This window comes from Salinigranum sp. (genome assembly GCF_041641895.1).
Classification (GTDB): Archaea; Halobacteriota; Halobacteria; order Halobacteriales; family Haloferacaceae; genus Salinigranum.
Genome location: NZ_JBEPXO010000045.1, coordinates 11,985 through 31,584, shown reverse-complemented (window position 1 = coordinate 31,584; position 19,600 = coordinate 11,985). Strand labels below are relative to the sequence as shown.

The 19,600-nt window shown below is 68.6% G+C and carries 18 protein-coding genes and 1 pseudogene; 11 read left to right on the top strand and 8 right to left on the bottom strand.

Features of this window, described 5'->3' with window-relative positions; all coding sequences use genetic code 11:
- Positions 1-172: 172 nt before the first annotated feature.
- Together ACESK5_RS11210 and ACESK5_RS11205 are read left to right on the top strand one after the other, a co-directional pair.
- The gene (locus tag ACESK5_RS11210) at positions 173-442 is read left to right on the top strand and encodes a hypothetical protein (protein WP_372911653.1); all 270 of its coding nucleotides are present in this window, start codon (positions 173-175) and stop codon (positions 440-442) included.
- A gap of 395 nt (positions 443-837) precedes the next feature.
- Positions 838-1,077: a hypothetical protein gene (locus ACESK5_RS11205; RefSeq protein ID WP_372911652.1), complete on the top strand. Its 240-nt coding sequence runs from the start codon at positions 838-840 to the stop codon at positions 1,075-1,077.
- Positions 1,078-1,216: 139 nt separating this feature from the next.
- On the opposite strand, the gene ACESK5_RS11200 is transcribed toward ACESK5_RS11205, so the two are convergent.
- A complete protein-coding gene (locus ACESK5_RS11200) occupies positions 1,217-2,113 on the bottom strand; it encodes a bifunctional 5,10-methylenetetrahydrofolate dehydrogenase/5,10-methenyltetrahydrofolate cyclohydrolase (RefSeq protein ID WP_372911651.1) in 897 nt (298 codons plus the stop codon).
- Between the two features lie 369 nt (positions 2,114-2,482).
- The gene (locus ACESK5_RS11195) at positions 2,483-2,863 is read right to left on the bottom strand and encodes a Rid family detoxifying hydrolase (RefSeq protein ID WP_372911650.1); all 381 of its coding nucleotides are present in this window, start codon (positions 2,861-2,863) and stop codon (positions 2,483-2,485) included.
- A gap of 222 nt (positions 2,864-3,085) precedes the next feature.
- Between ACESK5_RS11195 and ACESK5_RS11190 the strand changes: the two genes are divergently transcribed.
- The 4 genes from ACESK5_RS11190 to ACESK5_RS11175 all read left to right on the top strand — a co-directional run bounded on the left by ACESK5_RS11190 (position 3,086) and on the right by ACESK5_RS11175 (position 8,129).
- A complete protein-coding gene (locus ACESK5_RS11190; RefSeq protein ID WP_372911649.1) occupies positions 3,086-4,423 on the top strand; it encodes an NAD-binding protein in 1,338 nt (445 codons plus the stop codon).
- A gap of 105 nt (positions 4,424-4,528) precedes the next feature.
- Entirely contained in the window at positions 4,529-5,044 is a 516-nt protein-coding gene (locus ACESK5_RS11185) for a hypothetical protein (RefSeq protein ID WP_372911648.1), read from the top strand.
- Positions 5,045-5,160: 116 nt separating this feature from the next.
- Positions 5,161-7,023 (top strand): BCCT family transporter, encoded by a 1,863-nt coding sequence (locus ACESK5_RS11180; RefSeq protein WP_372911647.1) that lies wholly within the window; start codon positions 5,161-5,163, stop codon positions 7,021-7,023.
- A gap of 212 nt (positions 7,024-7,235) precedes the next feature.
- Positions 7,236-8,129: a bifunctional methylenetetrahydrofolate dehydrogenase/methenyltetrahydrofolate cyclohydrolase gene (locus ACESK5_RS11175; RefSeq protein WP_372911646.1), complete on the top strand. Its 894-nt coding sequence runs from the start codon at positions 7,236-7,238 to the stop codon at positions 8,127-8,129.
- A gap of 66 nt (positions 8,130-8,195) precedes the next feature.
- On the opposite strand, the gene ACESK5_RS11170 is transcribed toward ACESK5_RS11175, so the two are convergent.
- Both ACESK5_RS11170 and ACESK5_RS11165 read right to left on the bottom strand, forming a co-directional pair.
- Positions 8,196-8,477 carry a hypothetical protein gene (locus tag ACESK5_RS11170; protein WP_372911645.1) on the bottom strand — a complete coding sequence of 94 codons (282 nt, stop codon included), beginning with the start codon at positions 8,475-8,477 and terminating at the stop codon, positions 8,196-8,198.
- Positions 8,478-8,531: 54 nt separating this feature from the next.
- Positions 8,532-10,253, bottom strand: a complete 1,722-nt coding sequence (locus ACESK5_RS11165) for a formate--tetrahydrofolate ligase (RefSeq protein ID WP_372911644.1) — start codon at positions 10,251-10,253, stop codon at positions 8,532-8,534.
- 245 nt (positions 10,254-10,498) lie between these two features.
- On the opposite strand from ACESK5_RS11165, the gene folP reads away from it, so the two are divergent.
- Positions 10,499-12,898 carry a dihydropteroate synthase gene (gene folP / locus ACESK5_RS11160; protein WP_372911643.1) on the top strand — a complete coding sequence of 800 codons (2,400 nt, stop codon included), beginning with the start codon at positions 10,499-10,501 and terminating at the stop codon, positions 12,896-12,898.
- Positions 12,899-13,056: 158 nt separating this feature from the next.
- On the opposite strand, the pseudogene ACESK5_RS11155 reads toward folP, so the two are convergent.
- Positions 13,057-13,345 (bottom strand): annotated as a pseudogene (locus ACESK5_RS11155) (ester cyclase); the annotation flags it as partial.
- Positions 13,346-13,601: 256 nt separating this feature from the next.
- Between ACESK5_RS11155 and ACESK5_RS11150 the strand changes: the two are divergent.
- Both ACESK5_RS11150 and ACESK5_RS11145 read left to right on the top strand, forming a co-directional pair.
- Positions 13,602-14,180, top strand: a complete 579-nt coding sequence (locus tag ACESK5_RS11150; protein ID WP_372911642.1) for a hypothetical protein — start codon at positions 13,602-13,604, stop codon at positions 14,178-14,180.
- Positions 14,181-14,243: 63 nt separating this feature from the next.
- Positions 14,244-14,468 carry a hypothetical protein gene (locus tag ACESK5_RS11145; protein WP_372911641.1) on the top strand — a complete coding sequence of 75 codons (225 nt, stop codon included), beginning with the start codon at positions 14,244-14,246 and terminating at the stop codon, positions 14,466-14,468.
- Between the two features lie 123 nt (positions 14,469-14,591).
- Here the strand turns inward: ACESK5_RS11145 and ACESK5_RS11140 are convergent, their stop codons facing one another.
- Positions 14,592-16,385, bottom strand: a complete 1,794-nt coding sequence (locus ACESK5_RS11140; RefSeq protein ID WP_372911640.1) for a BCCT family transporter — start codon at positions 16,383-16,385, stop codon at positions 14,592-14,594.
- Between the two features lie 412 nt (positions 16,386-16,797).
- Here ACESK5_RS11140 and ACESK5_RS11135 point away from each other — a divergent pair, with 412 nt between their 5' ends.
- Positions 16,798-17,214: a hypothetical protein gene (locus ACESK5_RS11135; protein ID WP_372911639.1), complete on the top strand. Its 417-nt coding sequence runs from the start codon at positions 16,798-16,800 to the stop codon at positions 17,212-17,214.
- Positions 17,215-17,263: 49 nt separating this feature from the next.
- Positions 17,264-17,425: a hypothetical protein gene (locus tag ACESK5_RS11130; RefSeq protein WP_372911638.1), complete on the top strand. Its 162-nt coding sequence runs from the start codon at positions 17,264-17,266 to the stop codon at positions 17,423-17,425.
- Between the two features lie 293 nt (positions 17,426-17,718).
- Here ACESK5_RS11130 and ACESK5_RS11125 read toward each other — a convergent pair whose 3' ends face one another.
- A complete protein-coding gene (locus ACESK5_RS11125; RefSeq protein WP_372911637.1) occupies positions 17,719-18,162 on the bottom strand; it encodes a universal stress protein in 444 nt (147 codons plus the stop codon).
- A gap of 151 nt (positions 18,163-18,313) precedes the next feature.
- Entirely contained in the window at positions 18,314-19,564 is a 1,251-nt protein-coding gene (gene ilvA, locus ACESK5_RS11120) for a threonine ammonia-lyase (protein ID WP_372911636.1), read from the bottom strand.
- Between the last annotated feature and the right edge of the window lie 36 nt (positions 19,565-19,600).

Here is a 19,600-nt window from a genome sequence, read left to right as displayed (position 1 = left end):
CTTCCCGGGAGCACGTGTTCTTCCGGACTCCGGAATCGAACGGGGAATCCTCCGACGTCGAAGCGACGTACACACGAGAGGTGGATCTTCGAACCGCTCGCCGGTACGACGCGTCGAATCGGCTCGGATAGCTGGAGCTGTTCCTTTTCCGTGTCGGTCTCGTGAGGAACGTATGAACGACCGCGAGCTGGTCAACGAATGGAAATGTGACGAGTGCGGTCAGGTGACGATGACGAGATACTGGCAGGACGTGACGTTCTGTTCGAACTGTGGGGTTGAGGCAGGTTCGACCGAAGTAGACCGGCAAGAACACTTCTCTGTCGGGATCTCGCTGTCACCTGACGAGGTCGACCAACTCGTCGATGGCGAAGAGATCTCCCTTACCAGGTCGATAACCGACGATCATCACCTCACGGTCAATCTGATGAAGGCTCCGCCGTGAGGGGTACTCGTTCCGCTACCTGACACCTCGACCGACGGCCATCACTTCGACGGGAGCCAGCGCGGTGGACGACCGGCACACGACGGTTCAGTGGGGTCGGCAGGCGCTGGAGGGGAGTCCGAGCGGACTGACGGGGAGCTTCGACGTGTCCGACCTGGCACGGCCCTGACTCGTCGGGACCCGCACGAGACGTCCACGGTGGGGTCAAACTGCGCCCGCGTCTCGGGGCCGGAGGCGGCCAGCAGAAGGCCGTCAGCTTCGCTTCGGCGAGAGAGTTACCCCGAGCGACGGCTGCCGCAGGTGTCTCCGAGTAGCGACACTGGTATCGCCGGGAGTCGCCGAATAGCCTCGTGAGACGTGAGGGGAGTTATTCCGATAGAGAATCAACCACCAGTATGTCCACCTACGAGGCGTCGTTCAAGATAGATTCGAAGGACGATTCGTACGCCGCTCGACGCCTGCTCGAACAGGCGTACGATACGATCCGAGAAGAATCACGGAGCGTTCGAGAGGGAACGGACGACGCCGACGAACTCCTCAGAGCGTTCAAGACGCTTCGAGAGGCGGCGAAGGAGCCCACGCCGGGCCGACTGACCATCACCTACGAACAGTACGGCGGCGGATTCGAAGACTGATGGCGTGGACGTCTCGTGGGCGGCCACAGAATCGACCGAAAACGAGCCTTCGTTACACGATTATGCCTGTAAATCGTTACTCCACTGAAGGCTGATTCGAGGGGCGAGAGACCGTCTCACCCGGGAATCGAGGGTGGACTCAGTCGGACGCCCCGGCGCCGGCCTGTCGTGCAGTGACGTCGACGACGGAGCGGAGGAGACAGGAGAGGGTCAGGGGCCCGACGCCGCCCGGGACCGGCGTAATCGCGGCCGCGTCCGCCCGCACGGACCTGAAGTCGACGTCGCCGACGACTTCGTATCCCGTGTCCGTGTCGGCCGGGACGCGATTGACGCTGATGTCGACGACAGAGACGCCGGGCGAGACCATCGATCCGTCGACCAGGTGGGGAGTTCCGGCGGCCGTCACGAGCACGTCGGCGCGTCGGGTGTGGGCGGCGAGGTCCGTCGTCCGCGAGTGACAGACCGTGACCGTGGCGTCCGGGTTCGGCGCGGGCGACAGGAGCAGGTTCGCCAGCGGCTTGCAGATAGTCGTCGTCCGTCCGACGACGACGACATCCCGCCCGTCGGTGTCGACGTCGTACGCGTCGAGGAGGTGGAGGACGGCCGACGCCGTCGCCGGCGTGACCCGTGGGGTACCGGCGACGAGGCGACCGAGGTTCGCCGGCGCGAAACAGTCGACGTCTTTCCCGGGGGGGACGCGCTCGCGGACGGCCCGCGTGTCGACGTGGTCCGGGAGCGGCGCCTGGACGAACACCGTCGTCACGTCCTCGTCCGCGGCGAGTCGCTCGACGGACTCGTACAGCGTCGACGCGGGCGCGTCCGGGTCGACGTCGACCCGGCGCGTCTCGATGCCGAGCGCCGCACAGGCCTCGTGCTTCCGGTCCATGAACGACTGGGACGCGGGGTCGGCGCTCATCAGCACCGTCCCGAGCGTCGGCGTCACCCCCGTGTCGGCGAGCGTCTCGACGTCCTGCCGGACCGAGTCGCGCATCGCCGCCGCCAGCGGCCCACCCTCCATGAGGGTCGGTCCCGTCATCGGCTGGTCGCCGCGGTACGGAGGGTAGTGACGGCTCGGACGACGGGGAACGCGGGGGAGGGTGTGGTGGGCATGTCATCGTGTGACTCGGCCTCGCGGTGGGAAAAAACCCCGGACGACGTCGTCTCACGCGTTCAGGGGGAGCGCGAGCGAGTGGCCACGGCCTCCGTCCACAGTGCCCACGGATTCCGAGGTGTCGTGTCGGGCGACCCAGCGGACGGGAGTCCGTCGTGTCGGGCTACCAAGCGGGAGTCAGTCCGTCGTGTCGCGCCTCGCCGACCACGCCACGGGGAGCCGTGATACGCCCAGCGCCGGCGGCCGGGACCAGCGGCAGGGGAGAGAAGGGGACCCCAGCGCGGGGGTCGCCGGTCAGTCGGTGGTCGCGATGGCTTCGATTTCGACCGCCGCCCCCTTCGGTACCGCGCCGACGCCGACGGCGCTCCGGGCCGGCGGGTCGCTCTCGAAGAACTCGCTGTACGCCTCGTTGAACGCGTCGAAGTCGTCGATGTCGTCGAGGAAGACGGTCGTCTTGAGGACGTCCTCCAGTCCCAGCCCCTCGGATTCGAGGATGGCCTCGACGTTCCGGAGACACTGTCTCGTCTGGTCGCCGACGGACTCGTCGTCGAGCAGCTCCCCGTCGACCGTCAGCGGGAGTTGCCCGGCGGTGATGAGGACGTCGCCGTTCGTCGTCGCCTGACTGTACGCGCCCACGGCGGCCGGTGCGTCGTCGGTACTGATGGTTCGTTTCACGCCCCGTCGTATCCGGGCCACCGTGTTAAATCCCGGTCGGGACGCCGACCGCGAGCCGAGAGAGCACGAAATGATATTTCGATGACTCGTTGTGGAATCGTCTCGGTCGAGCAGAGACGCCCGGTCGAACACCCTCGACCGTGAGCGGGTGGGCCGTGGCGGTCGGCACGGGGTGGGGAGGTGCGGGGGTGATTTAATACGGCTCGTGTGCCACCAGTTGTCGTGGCCGACAGAACCGACAGTCCGCCGGGGCCGGCGTACGAGGAGGTGTTCTACCCCGCAGACCGGATTCCGTTCGTCGAGTGGCGGCAGTTCTCCGGCGCGAGACCGACCGTCGTGCTGACCGGCGTGGTCACCCTGCTGGCGTTCGTCACCGGCCTCTCGAACCTGAGCCAACCGCCGACGCCGAGCGGCCCCATCGCGGCGTCCGTGCCCGCGGCCGGGACGTTCGTCCGGTTCGCGGGCGTCCTGTTCGCGTTCGTCCTGGGTCTCGTGACGGCCGGGTTACAGCGCCGCAAGCGTCTCGTCTGGCGCGTGTCGCTGGTCGTCCTGTCGGGGCTGTTGGCGCTGCCGCTGGTGACGCTCCAGACGACCGACGTCCCGCTGTTTCTCGCCACCGTCGTCACCATCACGCTGCTCGTGTACAACCGCGACGAGTTCGACCGGAGCATCGACCTCTCGCCGCTGCAGGTCGCCTCGCTGTCGTCGGTCGTCGGTGTCGGACTCTACGGCACCGTCGGCGCGTACGGCCTGCGGGGGCAGTTCTCCGAACTCGACAGCCTGAGCGACGCCGTCTACTACGTCATCGTGACGGTGGCGACGGTCGGCTACGGCGACATCACCCCGACGACGCCCGAGGCGAAGTGGTTCTCGCTGTCGGTCATTCTGTTCGGGACCGGGGCGTTCACCGTCGCCGTCGGCGCGCTCATCGGCCCGGCCATCGAGTCCCGGATGGCCTCCGCGTTCGGATACATGACTGCATCAGACCTCACACTCCTCGAGGACCACGTCGTCGTCCTCGGGCACGGCGACGTCACGGCATCGTTACTGGACGAACTGGACGGCGAGACGGACCTCGTGGTCGTCACGCCCGACGCCGAGGTGGCCGCGGCGCTCACGGACGATGGCGTCGAGGTGCTGACCGACGACCCCACCGACGAGGAGGTGTTGCGCACCGTCGCCGTCGACGCCGCCCGCGGCGTGGTCGTGAGCAGTGACGACGACGCGCGGAACGTCCTCGCCGTCTTGGCAGCGAAGGAGGTCAGCCCCGACGTCCGCGTCGTCGCCACCGCCAACGAGAAGAAGCACGTCGCGAAACTCGAATCGGTCGGGACCGACGAGGTCATCAACCCCCTGAGCATCGGCGGGCGGCTGCTCGGACGGAGCGTCCTCGGCGACGAGGCGACGTCGTCACACACCGACCTCCTCGGCGGGGCGGGAGCAGAGACAGAGGCGGAGACGGAAAAGAGTGCGGAGGAGGGAGCGGAGACGAGTGCGGGCGAGAGAGCGGAGACGGGTACGGAGGAGGGAGCGAGGACCACCGACGAGGACCCGACCTGACGGCGGGCGGCAGGCGTGTTCACGGGGGCGGTTCGTCTCCCTCGGGCATCGTGCACGTGGACAGTCGCGGAAACCCATTTAGCCCGTCGGACACTAGTAGGACCGATGGGAGCGGGACGTGCACAACTCAGCCTCCTGACGATCGCGACGATATTCGTCGTGGTGTTCGCGTTCATCTACGGGGGCGTCCAGTACGCGAACGGCGAGTTACTCCCGCCGGACACGACGACCGAGGCCGAGGACAGTCTCCGCGACGCCGTCTGGGAGGAACTGAACGACCGGCGCGAGGCCCGGGGACTCGCCCCGATGCCCCACGACCGGTTCGTCCGCGGCACCGCCCAGGACACGACCGACGCCCTCGCCACCGAGTGGGCTCCCGGAACGGAACCGACGCTGACGAACCACCGACTGTTCTGCACGCAGGTCCCGGCACGGGTCGACCTGGCGGCCTCGACACCGATCGACGAGGCGGCCGTCGCCGTCGCCGACGCACTGGCGGCGGCCGACCGGACCGAGACGCTCTCGCGCCCGCCGGCACAGTTCCGCGCCGGGATGGGCATCGCCCGCGAGAACGGGACGGTCTACGTGGTGTACCGCTCCTGCGAACAGGTCGACACCTGACGTCGAGTCGACACCTGACCTGAGGCGCCGGCCGTTTACGGCACCGGTCCGGCCCCGGAGTGTCGTGACGCGCACCGACGGTACTACTATGTGGTCACACACCTCACGGATGCCCAATGGCTACCTCCTCGGTCACCGGGGTCGACCGACTCCTCGCGAAGGCGCTGGTGCCGCTCTGTGCGGTCTCCGGCGGCGTCGTCCTCGCGGGCTTCTTCTTCCCGGAGTTCGTCGGCGAGGCCGTCTCCGGCCGCGTCTGGCTGACCGTCTCGCTGCTCTTCTTCTGTTCGGGACTCGGCTACCTCGCCGTCCTCCCCTACCCCGAGACGGACGAGGAGTCGACGTCGTCCACGTCGGTGCTCCGGATCCACGGGCCGGTGTTCCGCGACCTCGCAGGGGAGTTCCGGCGGACGCTCGACCCGGTGACGCTCGGCGTGCCCGCCGTCGCCTTCGCGCTCTTCTTCTGCGTCCAGGTCGTCGCCCCCGGGCAGACGACGGCGCTCGTCGACGCCGTCTCGCGGACCATCCTGCGCGAGGCGAGCGTGGTCTTCCTCGGCGCCGTGTTGCTCTCGGTGGGCTACTGTCTGCTCTTGCTGTTCGGCTCGTGGGGCGACATCAAACTCGGCGGGCCGGACGTCGAACCGACGTACACCTACCCGACGTACTTCGCGCTCGTCTTCGCCGCCGGCATCGCCGCGGGCATCGTCTTCTGGGGCCCGGCCGAGGCGCTGTTTCACTACCAGAACCCGCCGCCGTATCTCGACGCCGCGCCACGGTCCGAGGCGGCGCTCTCCGGTGCGCTCGTCTACGCGGTGTTCCACTGGGGGCTGTCGGCGTGGAGCACCTACGCCGTCGTCGGCGTCCCCGTCGCGTACTTCGTGTTCGTCCGCGACGCCCCGCTGCGGGTCTCGACTGTCCTCGCGCCGGTGCTCGGGGTCGACGGCCTCGACTCGCCGTGGAGTCGACTCGTCGACACGCTCGCGGTGTTCGCCACCGTCGGCGGCATCGCCACCTCCATCGCGCTGGTGAGCGAGCAGTTCCTCGCCGGCATCAGCTTCCAGTGGGGCGTCAGCGCCGGCCCCGTCGGCCCCGTGCTGTTCGTCGCGGGACTGACGGTCATCTACGTCCTCTCCAGCGTGACGGGCATCCACCGCGGCATCCGGCGCATCGCCGGCCTCAACGTCGTGCTCTTCGCGCTGTTCGCGGCCGTCGTCCTCGCCGTCGGTCCGCGGTCGTTCGTCGTCGAGCAGGGCGCGCGGGCGCTGTCCGGCTACGCCGTCCACTTCCTCCCGATGAGCGTCTACACGGGCGGGGAGTGGGTGGCGAACTGGACCGTCTGGAACTGGTCGTGGTGGTTCTCGTGGGCGCCCTTCGCGGGCCTGTTCGTCGCGGCGCTCTCGCGCGGCCGGCGCATCCGGACCGTCGTGTTCACCAGCGTCGTCGCCACCTCGCTGGCGACGGTGCTCTGGTTCCTCCTCCTGGGCGGTACCTCCCTGTTCGTCCAGCACACGGGACGGGTGGACGTCCTCGCGGCCGTCGCCGCCCGGGGGGGCAACGAGGCCGTCACGGGCTTCCCGCTGTTCGCCGCCCTCCCGCTCGGCCAACTGCTCATGTTCCTCTTCCTGGCGCTCATCGTCGTGTTCATCGTGACGTCGGCCGACACGTCGACGCTCGTCGCCGCCATCCTCGGGAGCCGTCGCGGCGTCGCTCCCTCGACGGGGAGTATCGCCTTCTGGGGCGTCTTCCAGGGCGCGGTGGCCGTCGCCGTCCTCCTGGTCGGCGGCGCGGAGACGCTCCAGGCGCTGGCCGTCCTGACCGGCGGGCCCTTCGCCGTCATCGCGCTGGTGGCGCTGGGCGGGTTGACGGTGACGTTCCTCCGGAGGGAGCGGGGTCACACCTCCGTGCTCGGCCACCTCCGGGAGCGGCTCCCGGCCATCCAACTCCACCACGACGTCGACCCGCCTGACAGAGACAGGGAGTGAGGTGCGGCCGTCGCCACGAGGGTGTGCGTACTTCAACGGGCGGAGTATTCCAGAGCGGGAGTTATCCCCACTGGCCGTGTGGACGGGACGAGAGCTCCCACTGGCGGCGGCGCGTCGCCAGCACGACTGCTCGCCGGGCCGAGACGGCCGGTCGCGCGTCTCTCGCCCGGTGAGTCCGCGGTACCCACCACACTCACCACCACACTCGACCGATGACAACAGTAATCGACGGCAACCAGGTCGCCGACCGGATCCGAGACGAACTCGCGGCGTGTACGGAGACGCTCACCGACGACGGGGTGACACCCGGACTGGCGACGGTCCTGATGAGCGACGACGGCGCCAGCGAGACGTACGTCTCGATGAAGCAACGCGCGTGCGGGGAACTGGGCATCGAGAGCTACCACGACGACATCGACCCGTCCGAGCCCGCCTCGACCCTGCTCGAACGCATCGACGAACTGAACGACGACCCGTCCGTCCACGGCATCCTCGTCCAGCTCCCGCTCCCGGACCACGTCGAGCGCCACGAGGTCCTGCGCCGCATCGACCCCGTCAAGGACGTCGACGGCTTCCACCCCGAGAACGTCGGCCGTCTCGTCGCCGGTAACGCCCGGTACAAGCCGTGTACCCCGCACGGCGTCCAGAAACTGCTCGCGGCGTACGACGTCGAGACGGAGGGGAAAGACGCCGTCGTCGTCGGCCGCTCGGACATCGTCGGGAAGCCGATGGCGAACCTGCTCATCCAGAAGGCGCCCGGCGGCAACGCCACCACGACGGTCTGTCACTCGCGGACGAACGACCTCGCCGCGAAGACCCGCGCCGCCGACATCGTCGTCGCCGCGGCGGGCGTCCCCGAGATGATTGACGGCGAGATGGTCTCGGAGGGGTCGGTCGTCGTCGACGTCGGCATCAGTCGCGTCGAGGCCGACAACGAGAAGGGGTACGAACTCGTCGGCGACGTCGACTTCGAGTCGGCGAAGGAGAAAGCGAGCGTCATCACGCCCGTCCCCGGCGGCGTCGGTCCGCTCACCATCGCGATGCTGATGTACAACACGGTGAAGGCGGCGAGTGTGCAGTCGGGCGTCCCGGTCGACCTCCCCTGAGACGGGGCGAGGCGGGGCAGGGCGACACGGGAGGGGGCGAGCGACCCCCGACGCGTCGGCGGCCGGTCAGCCGTGCGACGAGTCCGAGGCCCGCCTCGAAGACGCCGGCGGTCCGAACGCGACGTGTTCGACCGCGTCACACTCCGGGCAGACGACCGGCCGCGTTCCGCCGTCACCGTCGTCGTCACCGTCGCCGGTGCCGGTGCCGTCGACTGATTCGAGGGCGTTGTACCCCTCCGCACAGCGCCGGTGCATGTAGACGGCGTGGTCGGCGTGCCCGTCCAGCAGGATGTCGTCCGGTTCGCTCGGGAACACGATGCCGTTGCAGAAGTAACACTCTCCGCTCATACTCCTATATGGCAACAACCTGTTAAATAACTGTTCGCGCGGCCGCCGGTGGCGTCAGAACAGGCCGGAGATGTTCCCGTCGGCGTCGATGTCCATGTCGGCGGCGGCGGGACGCGCCGGCAGGCCCGGCATGGTCAGCGCGTCGGCGGTGAGCGCGACGACGAAGCCGGCGCCCGCCGACGGGTAGACCTCGCTGATTTCGAGGTCCCACCCCTCGGGTGCACCCTTCTTGCTCGCGTCGTCGGAGAAGGAGTGGAACGTCTTGGAGATGCAGACGGGGACGTCGCCGAGACCCAGTTCGTCCTCCATGCGTTCGATGTCGTCGAGAGCGCCACCGGTGAACTTGACCCCGTCGGCGCCGTAGATTTCGGTGGCGACCGTCTCGATCTTCTCCTGGAGGGAGGCGTCGTCGTCGTAGAGGTGACGGAACTCCGACTCGTCGCTCTCCTCGACCGCCTCGAGCACGTTGTTGCCGAGGTCCTCACCGCCCTCGCTGCCCTTCTCGAACACCTCGGACTCGGCCGCGCGGACGCTGAGGTCCTCACGGCAGTGCTCCAAGACGGCCTCGACCTCCTCGTCGGTGTCGTCGGGGAACCGGTTGACCGCGACGACGACCGGGACGCCGAACTTCTGGAGGTTCGAGACGTGCCGGTCGAGGTTCTCGAAGCCCTTCCGGAGGGTGTCGACGCCCGACTCGTCGATGGCGTCGTAGTCGACGGGCCACATGTCCGCACCGTGGTACTGCAGCGCCCGGACCGACGAGACGAGCACGACGGCGTTCGGCGTCATGTCGCCGAGTCGACAGACGATGTCCATGAACTTCTCCGCGCCGAGGTCGGAACCGAAGCCGGCCTCGGTGACGAGGTAGTCGCCCATGCCGAAGGCGGCCTTGTCCGCGATGAGCGAGTTCGTCCCGTGGGCGATGTTGGCGAACGGGCCGCCGTGGACGAACGCGGGCGTCCCCTCGATGGTCTGGACCACGTTCGGCTTGATGGCGTCGCGGAGCAGCATCGTGACCGGCCCGGTAGCCTCGATGTCGTCGACCGTGACGGGGTCGCCGTCTTCGGTGTACGCGACGATGATACGCGCGATGCGCTCTTTGAGGTCGCCGAGGTCGGAGGCCAGACAGAGGACCGCCATCAGTTCGGAGGCCGCGGTGAGCAGGAAGCTCGCCTCGCGGGGCGTCCCGCCCGTCTTCCCGCCGAGGCCGATGACCGTCTCGCGGAGCACGCGGTCGTTCATGTCGAGCGCCCGCGGCCAGGAGACGTCGTTGACGTCGATCTCGAGGTCGTTCCCCTGCGAGATTTTCGCGTCGAGCATCGCCGCGATGAGGTTGTGTGCCGAGGTGAGCGCGTGGAGGTCACCCGTGAAGTGGAGGTTGATGTCCTCCATCGGGAGGACCTGCGAGCGGCCGCCGCCCGCGGCGCCGCCCTTGACCCCGAACACCGGCCCGAGCGACGGTTCGCGGATGGCGATCATCGCGTCCTCGCCAAGGTGGTTCAGCGTCTGCCCCAGCCCCACCGTCGTGACGGTCTTGCCCTCCCCTTTCGGCGTCGGAGTCATCCCGGTCACCAGTACCAGGTTGTTCTCCTTCTCCTCCGCCTGCTCGCGCAGGCGGTCGATAGCGTGGTGTTTTACCTTCGCGGTGTACTCGCCGAAGTACTGGAGGTCGTCGAGACCGAGTCCCCACGGCTCGACGAGCTCCCATATCGGCTCCATCTCCGCCGCCTGTGCGAGCTCGTAGTCCGTCGGAATCGGCTCGTTGTCGGATGACATGGTGATAACGTCGCCCACATTGCCGTAAGAAAGTTCCCGTTGCTGACAGCCGCGGGATACGACGTGTTTGTGCGCGCTGTCAGCGCCCGTCTCTCGCTCGTCGTACTCGATTTCGGATACGTCGTGTCCGCGCGGCGCGCGATGTGGTCGCGCTACGTCGGCCGAGCGCGCCGCATCGGGACCGAACGCCCGTCGCGGCGCTCGCGTCAGTAGGTTTAATCACGCCCCCGCCGCCGGTGTATGACATGGAGTATCACGAGTCGGTCGACTACCTGACGTCGTTGCAGCGACGGCTGCCGAAGCCCGGGACGGAGACGACGGCTCGCCTGCTCGCCGGACTCGGCGACCCACAGCACGGGACGACGTTCGTCCAGGTGGCCGGCACGAACGGGAAAGGGAGCACCGCACGGATGCTCGACTGCGTGCTCCGGGAGGCCGGCCTGAGCGTGGGGCTGTTTACCTCGCCCGGGCTGAACGACTTTCGCGAGCAGGTCCGAGTCGACGGTCGAGAGATTCCGAAGGCGAAGCTGACGGCGCAGGTCGAGCGGCTCCGGCCCGTCGTCGACGACCTCCGCGACGACGGCGACACCCCGACGCACTTCGAGGTGCTGACCGCCCTCGCCATCGCTCACTTCGCCGCCGAGGACGTCGACGTCGGCGTGCTCGAGGTTGGCATCGGCGGCCGCTACGACGCCACCAGCGCGGTCGACCCCGTCGCCAGTGCGGTCACGAGCGTCAGTCTCGAACACACTGACCTCCTCGGCGACACGGTCGAAGAGATCGCCCGCGACAAGGCGCAGGTCGCGCCCGCGGACGCCCCGCTCGTGACGGGAGCGGTCGGCAGCGCGCTGGCGGCCATCGAGTCGGTGACCGACACCGTCACCATCGGGACCGAGGACGCGGACGTCCGCGCCGTCGAGACCGGGATGCGGTCGCCCGCCGAGAGCGAGGTGTCCATCACGGGTCCCGACTGGTCGCTGGAGACCGCCCTCCCGCTCGTGGGGCAACACCAGGCGACGAACGCCGGAATCGCGGCGACCCTGGCCCGACAGGTCGCGTCGGTCGACCCCGCCACCATCGCTCGCGGCCTGCGGAGCGTCACCTGGCCCGGCCGGTTCGAACTGGTCGAACGCCAGCCGTGTGTGTTCCTCGACGGCTCGCACAACCCCGGCGCGGCCGCCACGCTGTCGGACCTGCTCGCTCGCTACGAGTACGAGGACCTCCACGTCGTCTTCGGGGCGATGAGCGACAAGGACCACGAGGCGATGGTGGCGGCGCTCCCGCCGGTCGAGACGGCGGTCGTCACCCGCCCCGACGTGGAGCGTGCGGCCACGACCGACGCGCTGGCGGCCGCCTTCGAGGGGCACGCCGAGACGACCCACGCCGTCGAGAGCGTCGCGGAGGCGACGGAGCGGGCGCTCGCCGCCGCCGACGCCGAGGATGCCGTGCTCGTCACCGGGTCGCTGTACGCCGTCGCCGAGGCACGGGACCGCTGGACGCGCCTCGTCGTCCCGAAGGAACGGGGACGGCGGACCACGGGGCGGGCGCTGCTCTCGGGGGCGACCTTCGCCGAGTCGGCCGATGCGCTCGACCACCGCGTGTTCGGGACCCGTCTCCGACACGACCAGGCCGAACGGGTCGCCACACGGTTCGAGGCCCTCGGCGGGACGTGTCTGCGCTCCGCGAGAGGCGCGCCCGAGAAGTTCGTCGCGACGGTGCTCGCCGGGACCGTCCCACAGCTCCGTGACCTCGCCGCGTCGCTCGACGACGAGGGACTCGGACTGGCTCACCTCGGTCGACAGGTCGACGCCGCCGTCGACGGGCCACCGCGCGACCCGTTCGCGGCCGAGGGGACGGCCGTGATGGGCGTGCTGAACGTCACGCCCGACAGCTTCCACGACGGCGGGGAGTACGTCGAACTCGAGGCGGCAGTCGCCCGCGCGAAGGAGATGGTCGCCGCGGGCGCGGACGTCGTCGACGTCGGCGGCGAGAGCACGCGACCCGGTGCTGAGCCCGTCCCGGTCGAAACGGAGATCGACCGCGTCGTCCCAGTCGTCGAGGCCGTCTCCTCGCTCGGCGTGCCCGCCTCCATCGACACGCGGAAGGCGGCCGTCGCCGACGCCGCACTCGAAGCGGGGGCGAGCGTCGTCAACGACGTCTCCGGGCTCGACGACCCCGAGATGCGGTTCGTCGTCGCCGACCACGACGCACGGCTGATTCTCATGCATAGCCTCGACGCGCCGGTCGACCCCGACCGCGTCGTCGAGTACGACGACGTCGTGGACGACGTCCTCGACGACCTCTGCGAGTCGGTGCTCCACGCGGAACGCGCCGGCGTCGACCGGGAGAAGATACTCGTCGACCCCGGCTGTGGGTTCGGCAAGGACGCCGCCGAGTCGTTCGAACTCGTCGATCGGCTCGCGGAGTTCCGCGCGCTGGGCTGTCCGCTGATGGTCGGCCACTCGCACAAGTCCATGCTCGCCGACGCCGCCGCGCCGGACGACGACCGCCTCCCGCCGACGCTGGCCGTGACGGCGCTGGCGGCCGAGCGTGGCGCGGACGTCGTCCGCGTCCACGACGTCGCGGAGAACGCGGCGGTGCTCCGGACCGTCGAGGCGACCCGGACGGGAACGAACGGTCGCTGACGCGACGAGCGGGACGTCTCTTCTGGAGTGCTGCGCCGGTGGGGCCGTCTCTCACTCGGCCGCGAGACCGACGTCGGGGACGACACCCAGTTCCCGGACATCGTCAGCGTGTCCCACTGGGCGCGCACCTCGGTTATCCGCCCGTCCTCGACGGTGAACACGTCGATGCCGGAGACGGTGAACACCTCACCGGTGGACTCGATGCCGAAGAGGTCGCTCCGGTGAGTTCCGGTCACCGACCCGTTCGAGCGACTCGACGGTGTACTGGAGGTCGGGGAACGCCGTCCGGTACACCTCGGCGTACTCCCCGATGTCCTCGGGACCGGAGACGTCCCGCGGCGTGAGACTCGGTGGGCCGTGGTAGTCGACGTCGGCGGCGAGAATCTCCTCGACCACCGCCAGGTCGCCGCGGTTGAACAGTTCCTCGAACCACCGGTGGACGAGCACCTCGGGCTCTGCGTCCGCTCCATGGGTCGTGGTAGTATACCCCACGATTTCGCGGCGTCGTGATAAATATCTGTCTACTCTCCGGATCCGACCCCGCGGCCGATGGCCCGACACCGTCGGACCGCCACACCGAGCCGTCTGTCACCTCAGCCCCGCCCGACAGAGACAGCCGAGACCCGGATGCACCGACGCCATCGCTGGCGGAGACCGTCGCCTCACCGATAGCTTTTCCCCACGGCTCCGGTAATGGCGTGGTATGTTTTCGGCTGCCGCGGGCCCCCTCCCGTCGAGTCTCGCTTCCGGGGGGGTGCGACAGGTGCTCGACCCGTCCACCCTCCTCGGCGCGCCCGCGTCGGTTCGGGCGGCGGCGGTCTTCCTCCTGACCGTCCTCTTCGGCGGGGCCGTCATCTACCGCTACGGCAACCGCCTCGACGCCGCCGTCGACGCGTCGATGGCGAACCCGCTCCTCTCGGTGATCTACGGGCTCATCGCCTACGGCCTCGTCGTGTTCTTCACCGTCTACGCCTACAGCCAGGTGAGCAGACTCGGCGTCGCGACGACGGCGCTGACCGTCCTGGCCGTCGTCGTGCTCGGGGCGTTGCTGTTCACGCTCGGCGGGCTCGGGTTCGTCGTCGTCGGCGCGTGGTTCACGGACGCGCTCGGCGTGCGCGACCCCTGGGTCGGACTGGTCGGCGTCGGCCTCCTCGGGGCGGTAGCGCTGTTCGTCCTGCCGACCGCGCTCGGACTGCTGGTGTGGGTCGCCATCGCCGCCGTCGGGGTCGGTGGACCGACGCGGCGGTGGATGCACGCCGACGCCGCCGAGGTCCACGGGTAGCGGCCCGTCTCGCGCCCACCCGCTGGACCAACACTGATGCGGACGGAGGCCGTCCACACCGGTATGGACGTCCTGCTCCAGGCCGGGATCGGCTCCGGCCTCGTCGAGAACGCCGCACAACTCGTCTCTGTCGCGAGCGCGCTGGTCCTCCTGGGCCTGCTCGCCGCGTTCGGCGCCTTCGTGTACAAGAGCGTGCGCGGGGGCATCCAGTGGCCGGACGACGTCGAGGACGACGACGAGACGGGCGTCCGGCGGACCGGCGACGACGACGAGTGGAAGTTCTCGTGAGGCGGGGGTCGTCGGTCGCGCACCGGCGAGCGACGGCGACGTGACTCCGGCGGACGGAACGCGTCGAATAAACCGAGTCGAAGTCGGGAGACGCCCGGGTCGCGTCCCGGGGTCGTCGAGTCGTCAGTCGCTGCTCTCCGGGTCGCTCCGCTTGACGTCGGTCACGACGTCGCCGCCGGTGGTGCCGACGTCGACGTCGTCCGCCGCGGTCATGTCCTCGATGCGCTCGGCGAACTGCTCGGACGCGAGGATCTCGTACTCGTTGTCGAGACCGAGATAGACCGTGTAACACATCAGACAGAGGATGACTCCGAAGGGGAGTCCTGTCGTGATGGAGGCAGTCTGCAGCGCGCTCAGGCCCCCACCGATGAGCAGCGTCGCCGCGACGGCGCCCTCGGTGACCGCCCAGAAGATGCGCTGCGCCTTGGGGACGTCGTGCTTGCCGCCCGAGGTCAGGTGGTCGATGACCAGCGACCCCGAGTCGGACGACGTGACGAAGAACGTGATGACGAGCAGCGTCGCCAGGAGGCCGGAGACGGCTCCAAGCGGGAACTGCGCGAGCATCGCGAACATCGCGACGGTCTGTCCCTGGTTCGCCACGGCGGAGGCGACGCCGCCGCCACCGACGAGTTCGACCCACAGGGCCGACCCGCCGAACGTCGAGAGCCAGAGGAACGAGAACAGCGCGGGCAGGAACAGCACCCCCAGGACGAACTCCCGGACGGTGCGGCCCTTCGAGATGCGCGCGATGAACATCCCGACGAAGGGCGACCACGCGATCCACCAGCCCCAGTAGAAGATGGTCCAGCTGCCCATCCAGCCCTGGACGGTGTAGCCGCCGAGGGAGGCGCCCCCACCGACGGTGCCGGTGAAGAACGACAGCTGGAGGAAGTTGTTCAGGTACGCGCCGAGGCCCGAGGCGAACGTCCCGAAGATGTAGATCGTCGGGCCGACGACGAGCAGGAACGCGAGCATCCCGAACATCAGGTAGAGGTTCAGGGTGCTCAGGCGCTTGACACCGCCGTCGAGCCCCGCCGCCACCGACAGCGTCGCGATGGCGGTGATGCCCGCGATGAGGACCACCTGTGGGATGGTCCCCGTCGGGATGGAGACGAGACCGAGGATGTCCCCGCCGACGTACGAGAGGCCGGTGTTGACCTGTGCGACCCCGAGACCGAGCGAGGTCGAGAGGCCGAACAGCGTCGCGAACACCGTCACGAGGTCGATGACGTGTCCCGGCCACCCGTAGATGCGGTCACCCAGGAGCGGCCAGAAGATGGACCGGAACGTCAGCGGCAGGCCGCGGTTGAACGAGAAGAACGCCAGTCCCAGTCCGACGAGGCCGTAGATGGCCCACGGGTGGAAGCCCCAGTGGAAGAACGTCTGCGCCATGGCGGCGCTGGCCGCCGCGGGGGTACCGCCCTCCGCGCCGAACGCGGGCGGGACCACCATGAACTCGGAGGCGCTACTGCCGAAGTGCCACATCGGTTCGGCCACGCTGAAGAACATGAGGCCGATCCCCATGCCGGCGCTGAACAGCATCGCCATCCACGAGAAGTCGTCGAACTCCTTCTCGGCTTCGACGCCGCCGATCCGGATGTTGCCGTACTTGCTGACCGCGAAGTAGACGATGGTGATGATGAACAGGTTCACCGCCAGGATGTAGAACCACCCGAACGTCCCGTTGATGAAGCTGAACACCGCGCCGTACACCTCCGAGGCCTGTTCGCCCAGGAGAATCGTCGCCGCGACGAACGCGGCGATGATGACCAGCGAGATCGGGAAGACGATCGGATGGACGTCGAATCCGAACTTCTCGATGTTCGTGTCGCCCGGTTCGCGGTCCGAGTCCGGGTGGAACAGCTCTACCTGGAGCCCATCGGACATCTCGCCCGTCGTGTCGTCACTGCTTGCCATACTGTACCCTCCGTCTACGGTACCGCGTTCGTGGTTCGGTGTGTTGCATGGTCGTCCTCACCGGTTCAGTGAGGTTGTGTTCGTCGTGTGGTTCACTCGTCGACTCCGGGCCCGCCGGCCCGCGGGGGGACCGTCGATTGGTCCGTACGGGGCCAGCCACCGTGATGGGTACGCCGAGTCACGTCCGCCGTGAGTCGGCGTATGCGGGCGTCTACCTGTGCGTGCTAACCACACGCAATGGTAAGAGTAGAATATAATAAAAGTTGCCAAACCGTTTACGTTAGCGAACCCGCTCGCGGGACGCGTGCCGGGGACGTTCCAGCGCACGAGTGTACTGAACAGTCGCACGAGGGACTCGAGTGGCGTCCGACGGCACCGACACTTAACTCGGACGCGTCACGAGGAACAGGTAATGATTAATCGGTTAGGTTTCGTGTTTCGTCGGCTGCGGAGTCTGTTCGACACCCTGGCCGACCCACTCCGGAAGGACCCCGACGCGAACCAGTTCCGGCTCTCGATTCCGGAAGCGCAGACGACGACCGTCGACGGGGACGTCGGCTGGGGGCACCGGCCGCCCGCGCGACTGCGCTGTCCGCGCTGTGAGGCCACCATCGAACACCACGACCCGCGCGCCGACATCGACTGCTCACGCTGTGTCGCCGAGTTCTCCCACGAGGAGTTCCCCGACCTGGAGCTTCTGTGTCTCGTCTGCCCGACGTGTGGCGACCGGATGGAACACGGCCAGCGCCACCCGAACCGCTTCGACGTGCCCGAGTGGGCGACCTGTCACACCTGCCGGTACCACTGGGACTTCAAACACTCGTACTGAGCGCGGCTCCGTGTGGCGGATTTATGCCTCCGGTGTGTGAGAACTCGGCATGGGAAACGCACTGGCGACGGCCGCGGCCGTCCTCGTCGTCTTGCTGTTCGGCGCGGCGCTGTTCTCACTGTCCAGCGGCGAGTACGCGGTGGCCGGGTTCTGCTTCCTGAGCGCGAGCCTCACTATCTACATCCGGGCGACGCGACTCGTCGACGGGTGAGGCGGGGAGGACCTGTCGTTCGGCGCCGCTGGCGGAGCGTCGAGGGGAGGGTTCACGGCTCGGGCCGTGAGACGAGTCCGGCAGCGACGGCCACGGTCGTACCGGGTCGTGTCGTCGGTCGTCCCACGGGGTCCTGGGCTGCGGATACGGGCCCCACCGTGAGTGACTGCGTCCGCTCGCTCGAGGACCTGCACCGGCACGGCCCAGAGATTATCCGTCGGCGGGGGAGGGACCGCTCGGTCACGGCTCCCCGCCTGCGACGGGTCCCCCACACCGGTCGTCGCCGGCGGCGATCAGAGTTCGTCCATGTGCATCCGCTGCGTGATGACGGGGATCGTCGCACTGCGGACCACCTTGTCCGTAGTGCCACCGAGGAGCGACCCGAGTTTCCCCCGGTAGGCCGACCCCATCACGATGGCGTCCATCCCTTCTTCCTCGGCGAACTCGACGATCTCCTCGCTCGGCTTGCCCGTCCGCAGAGCCGTCTCGCAGTCGACGCCGTGCTCTGCCGCGACGCTGCAGATCTCGCCGGTCACCCGCTCGCCGTACTGGCGGTACTCCTCGCGGACGTCTTCCTCGTCGTCGCGGAGCGACAGGGCGCGCGGGACACCCGGCAAGTCCATCACGTAGAGCGCGTGGACGGTCGCACCGACCGCCGACGCCAGTTCGATTCCGTGGATGGCTCCCTTCCGCGCCTCGTCGCTCCCATCGAAGGGGATAAGTATGTGTTCGTACATGGCCGACAACCCGGGTGCCCCTTCCCACGGATAGTAAATAGTTTTACCTGACACGAGAGTCGCGTCCGACAGGACGAGTCGTGGCGGGGACGCGGCCACCTGGGGCTCGTCGCGGCGGCAAGCGCGGTCCCCGAGACGGGCCGAGCCTGCCTCACCGGATCGTCTGGGTGAGGTTCTCGACGTCGTACCCCGCCTCCTCGACGGCCTCGATGATGGACGCGGCGTGTTCGGCACCGCTGGACTCGACGCGGAACACCAGGTACGCCTCGCCGATTTCGAGGCCGTCGACCGAGCGGTCGTGGCGGACGTTGTGGATGTTCGCGTTCTGGTCGGCGATGATGCCCGACAGCTCCTCCATCTTCCCGGGGACGTCCTGGATGTGGACCCGGAGGCGGAGGAGCTGCTGGCGCTCGGTGAGCGCGTGGACGAGGACGGTCTGTAGCCGTGTCATGTCGAGGTTGCCCCCACAGAGCAGCGGCATCACCGTCTCCCCGGAGACGTCGAGGTCGTCCGAGAGGATGGCGGCCACCGACGCGGCCCCGGCCCCCTCGACGACCTGCTTCGCCCGCTCCATCAACAGCAGGATTGCCCGCGCGACTTCCGTGTCGGAGACGGTCACGACTTCGTCGACGTTCCGCTGGATGATTCGGAGCGTCGTCTCGCTGATGCCGCCGGTGGCGATGCCGTCGGCGATGGTGTTCACCTCGTCGAGCGTCACGGGCATCCCCTTGGCGAGGCTCTCGTGGACGGTCTCCGCCCCCTCGGCCTGGACGCCGACCACGCGCGTCTCGGGCGAGAGGTGTTTGATCGCCGTGGAGACCCCGCTGATGAGTCCGCCACCGCCGATGGGAACGACCACCGTGTCGACGTTGGGACAGTCGTGGTACATCTCGGTCCCGAGCGTCCCCTGCCCGGCGATGATGTCGACGTCGTCGTAGGCGTGGACGAACTCGGCGTCGCTCTCGGTGGCCGCGTCGCGTGCGGCGGCCATCGTCTCCTGGAAGTCCTTGCCGACGAGTTCGACCGTCGCCCCGTACCCCCGGGTGGCGTTGACCTTCGCCTGCGGGGCGTTCCGCGGCATGAATATCGTCGACTCCGCGCCACACGTCGTCGCCGCGAGCGCGACGCCCTGTGCGTGGTTGCCCGCGCTCGCCGCGATGAACGAGTCGACGCCGCGCTCGACGTCCTGGCTGATCTTGTTGTACGCGCCCCGGGTCTTGAACGACCCCGTCCACTGGAGGTGCTCCATCTTCAGGTACACCGTCCCGTCGACGAACTCGTCGAGCGACGAACTCCGCTCGACGGGCGTCTGTTTGACGACGCGGTCGTCGTCGAGGCGTTCGCGCGCTCGTTCGATGTCGGTGTACTGGACGGGTAAATCGTCCGACTGTTGTCCGGTCATGGGTAGGGTGGGGTGGGGTGGGGTGTCAGGTGGTGA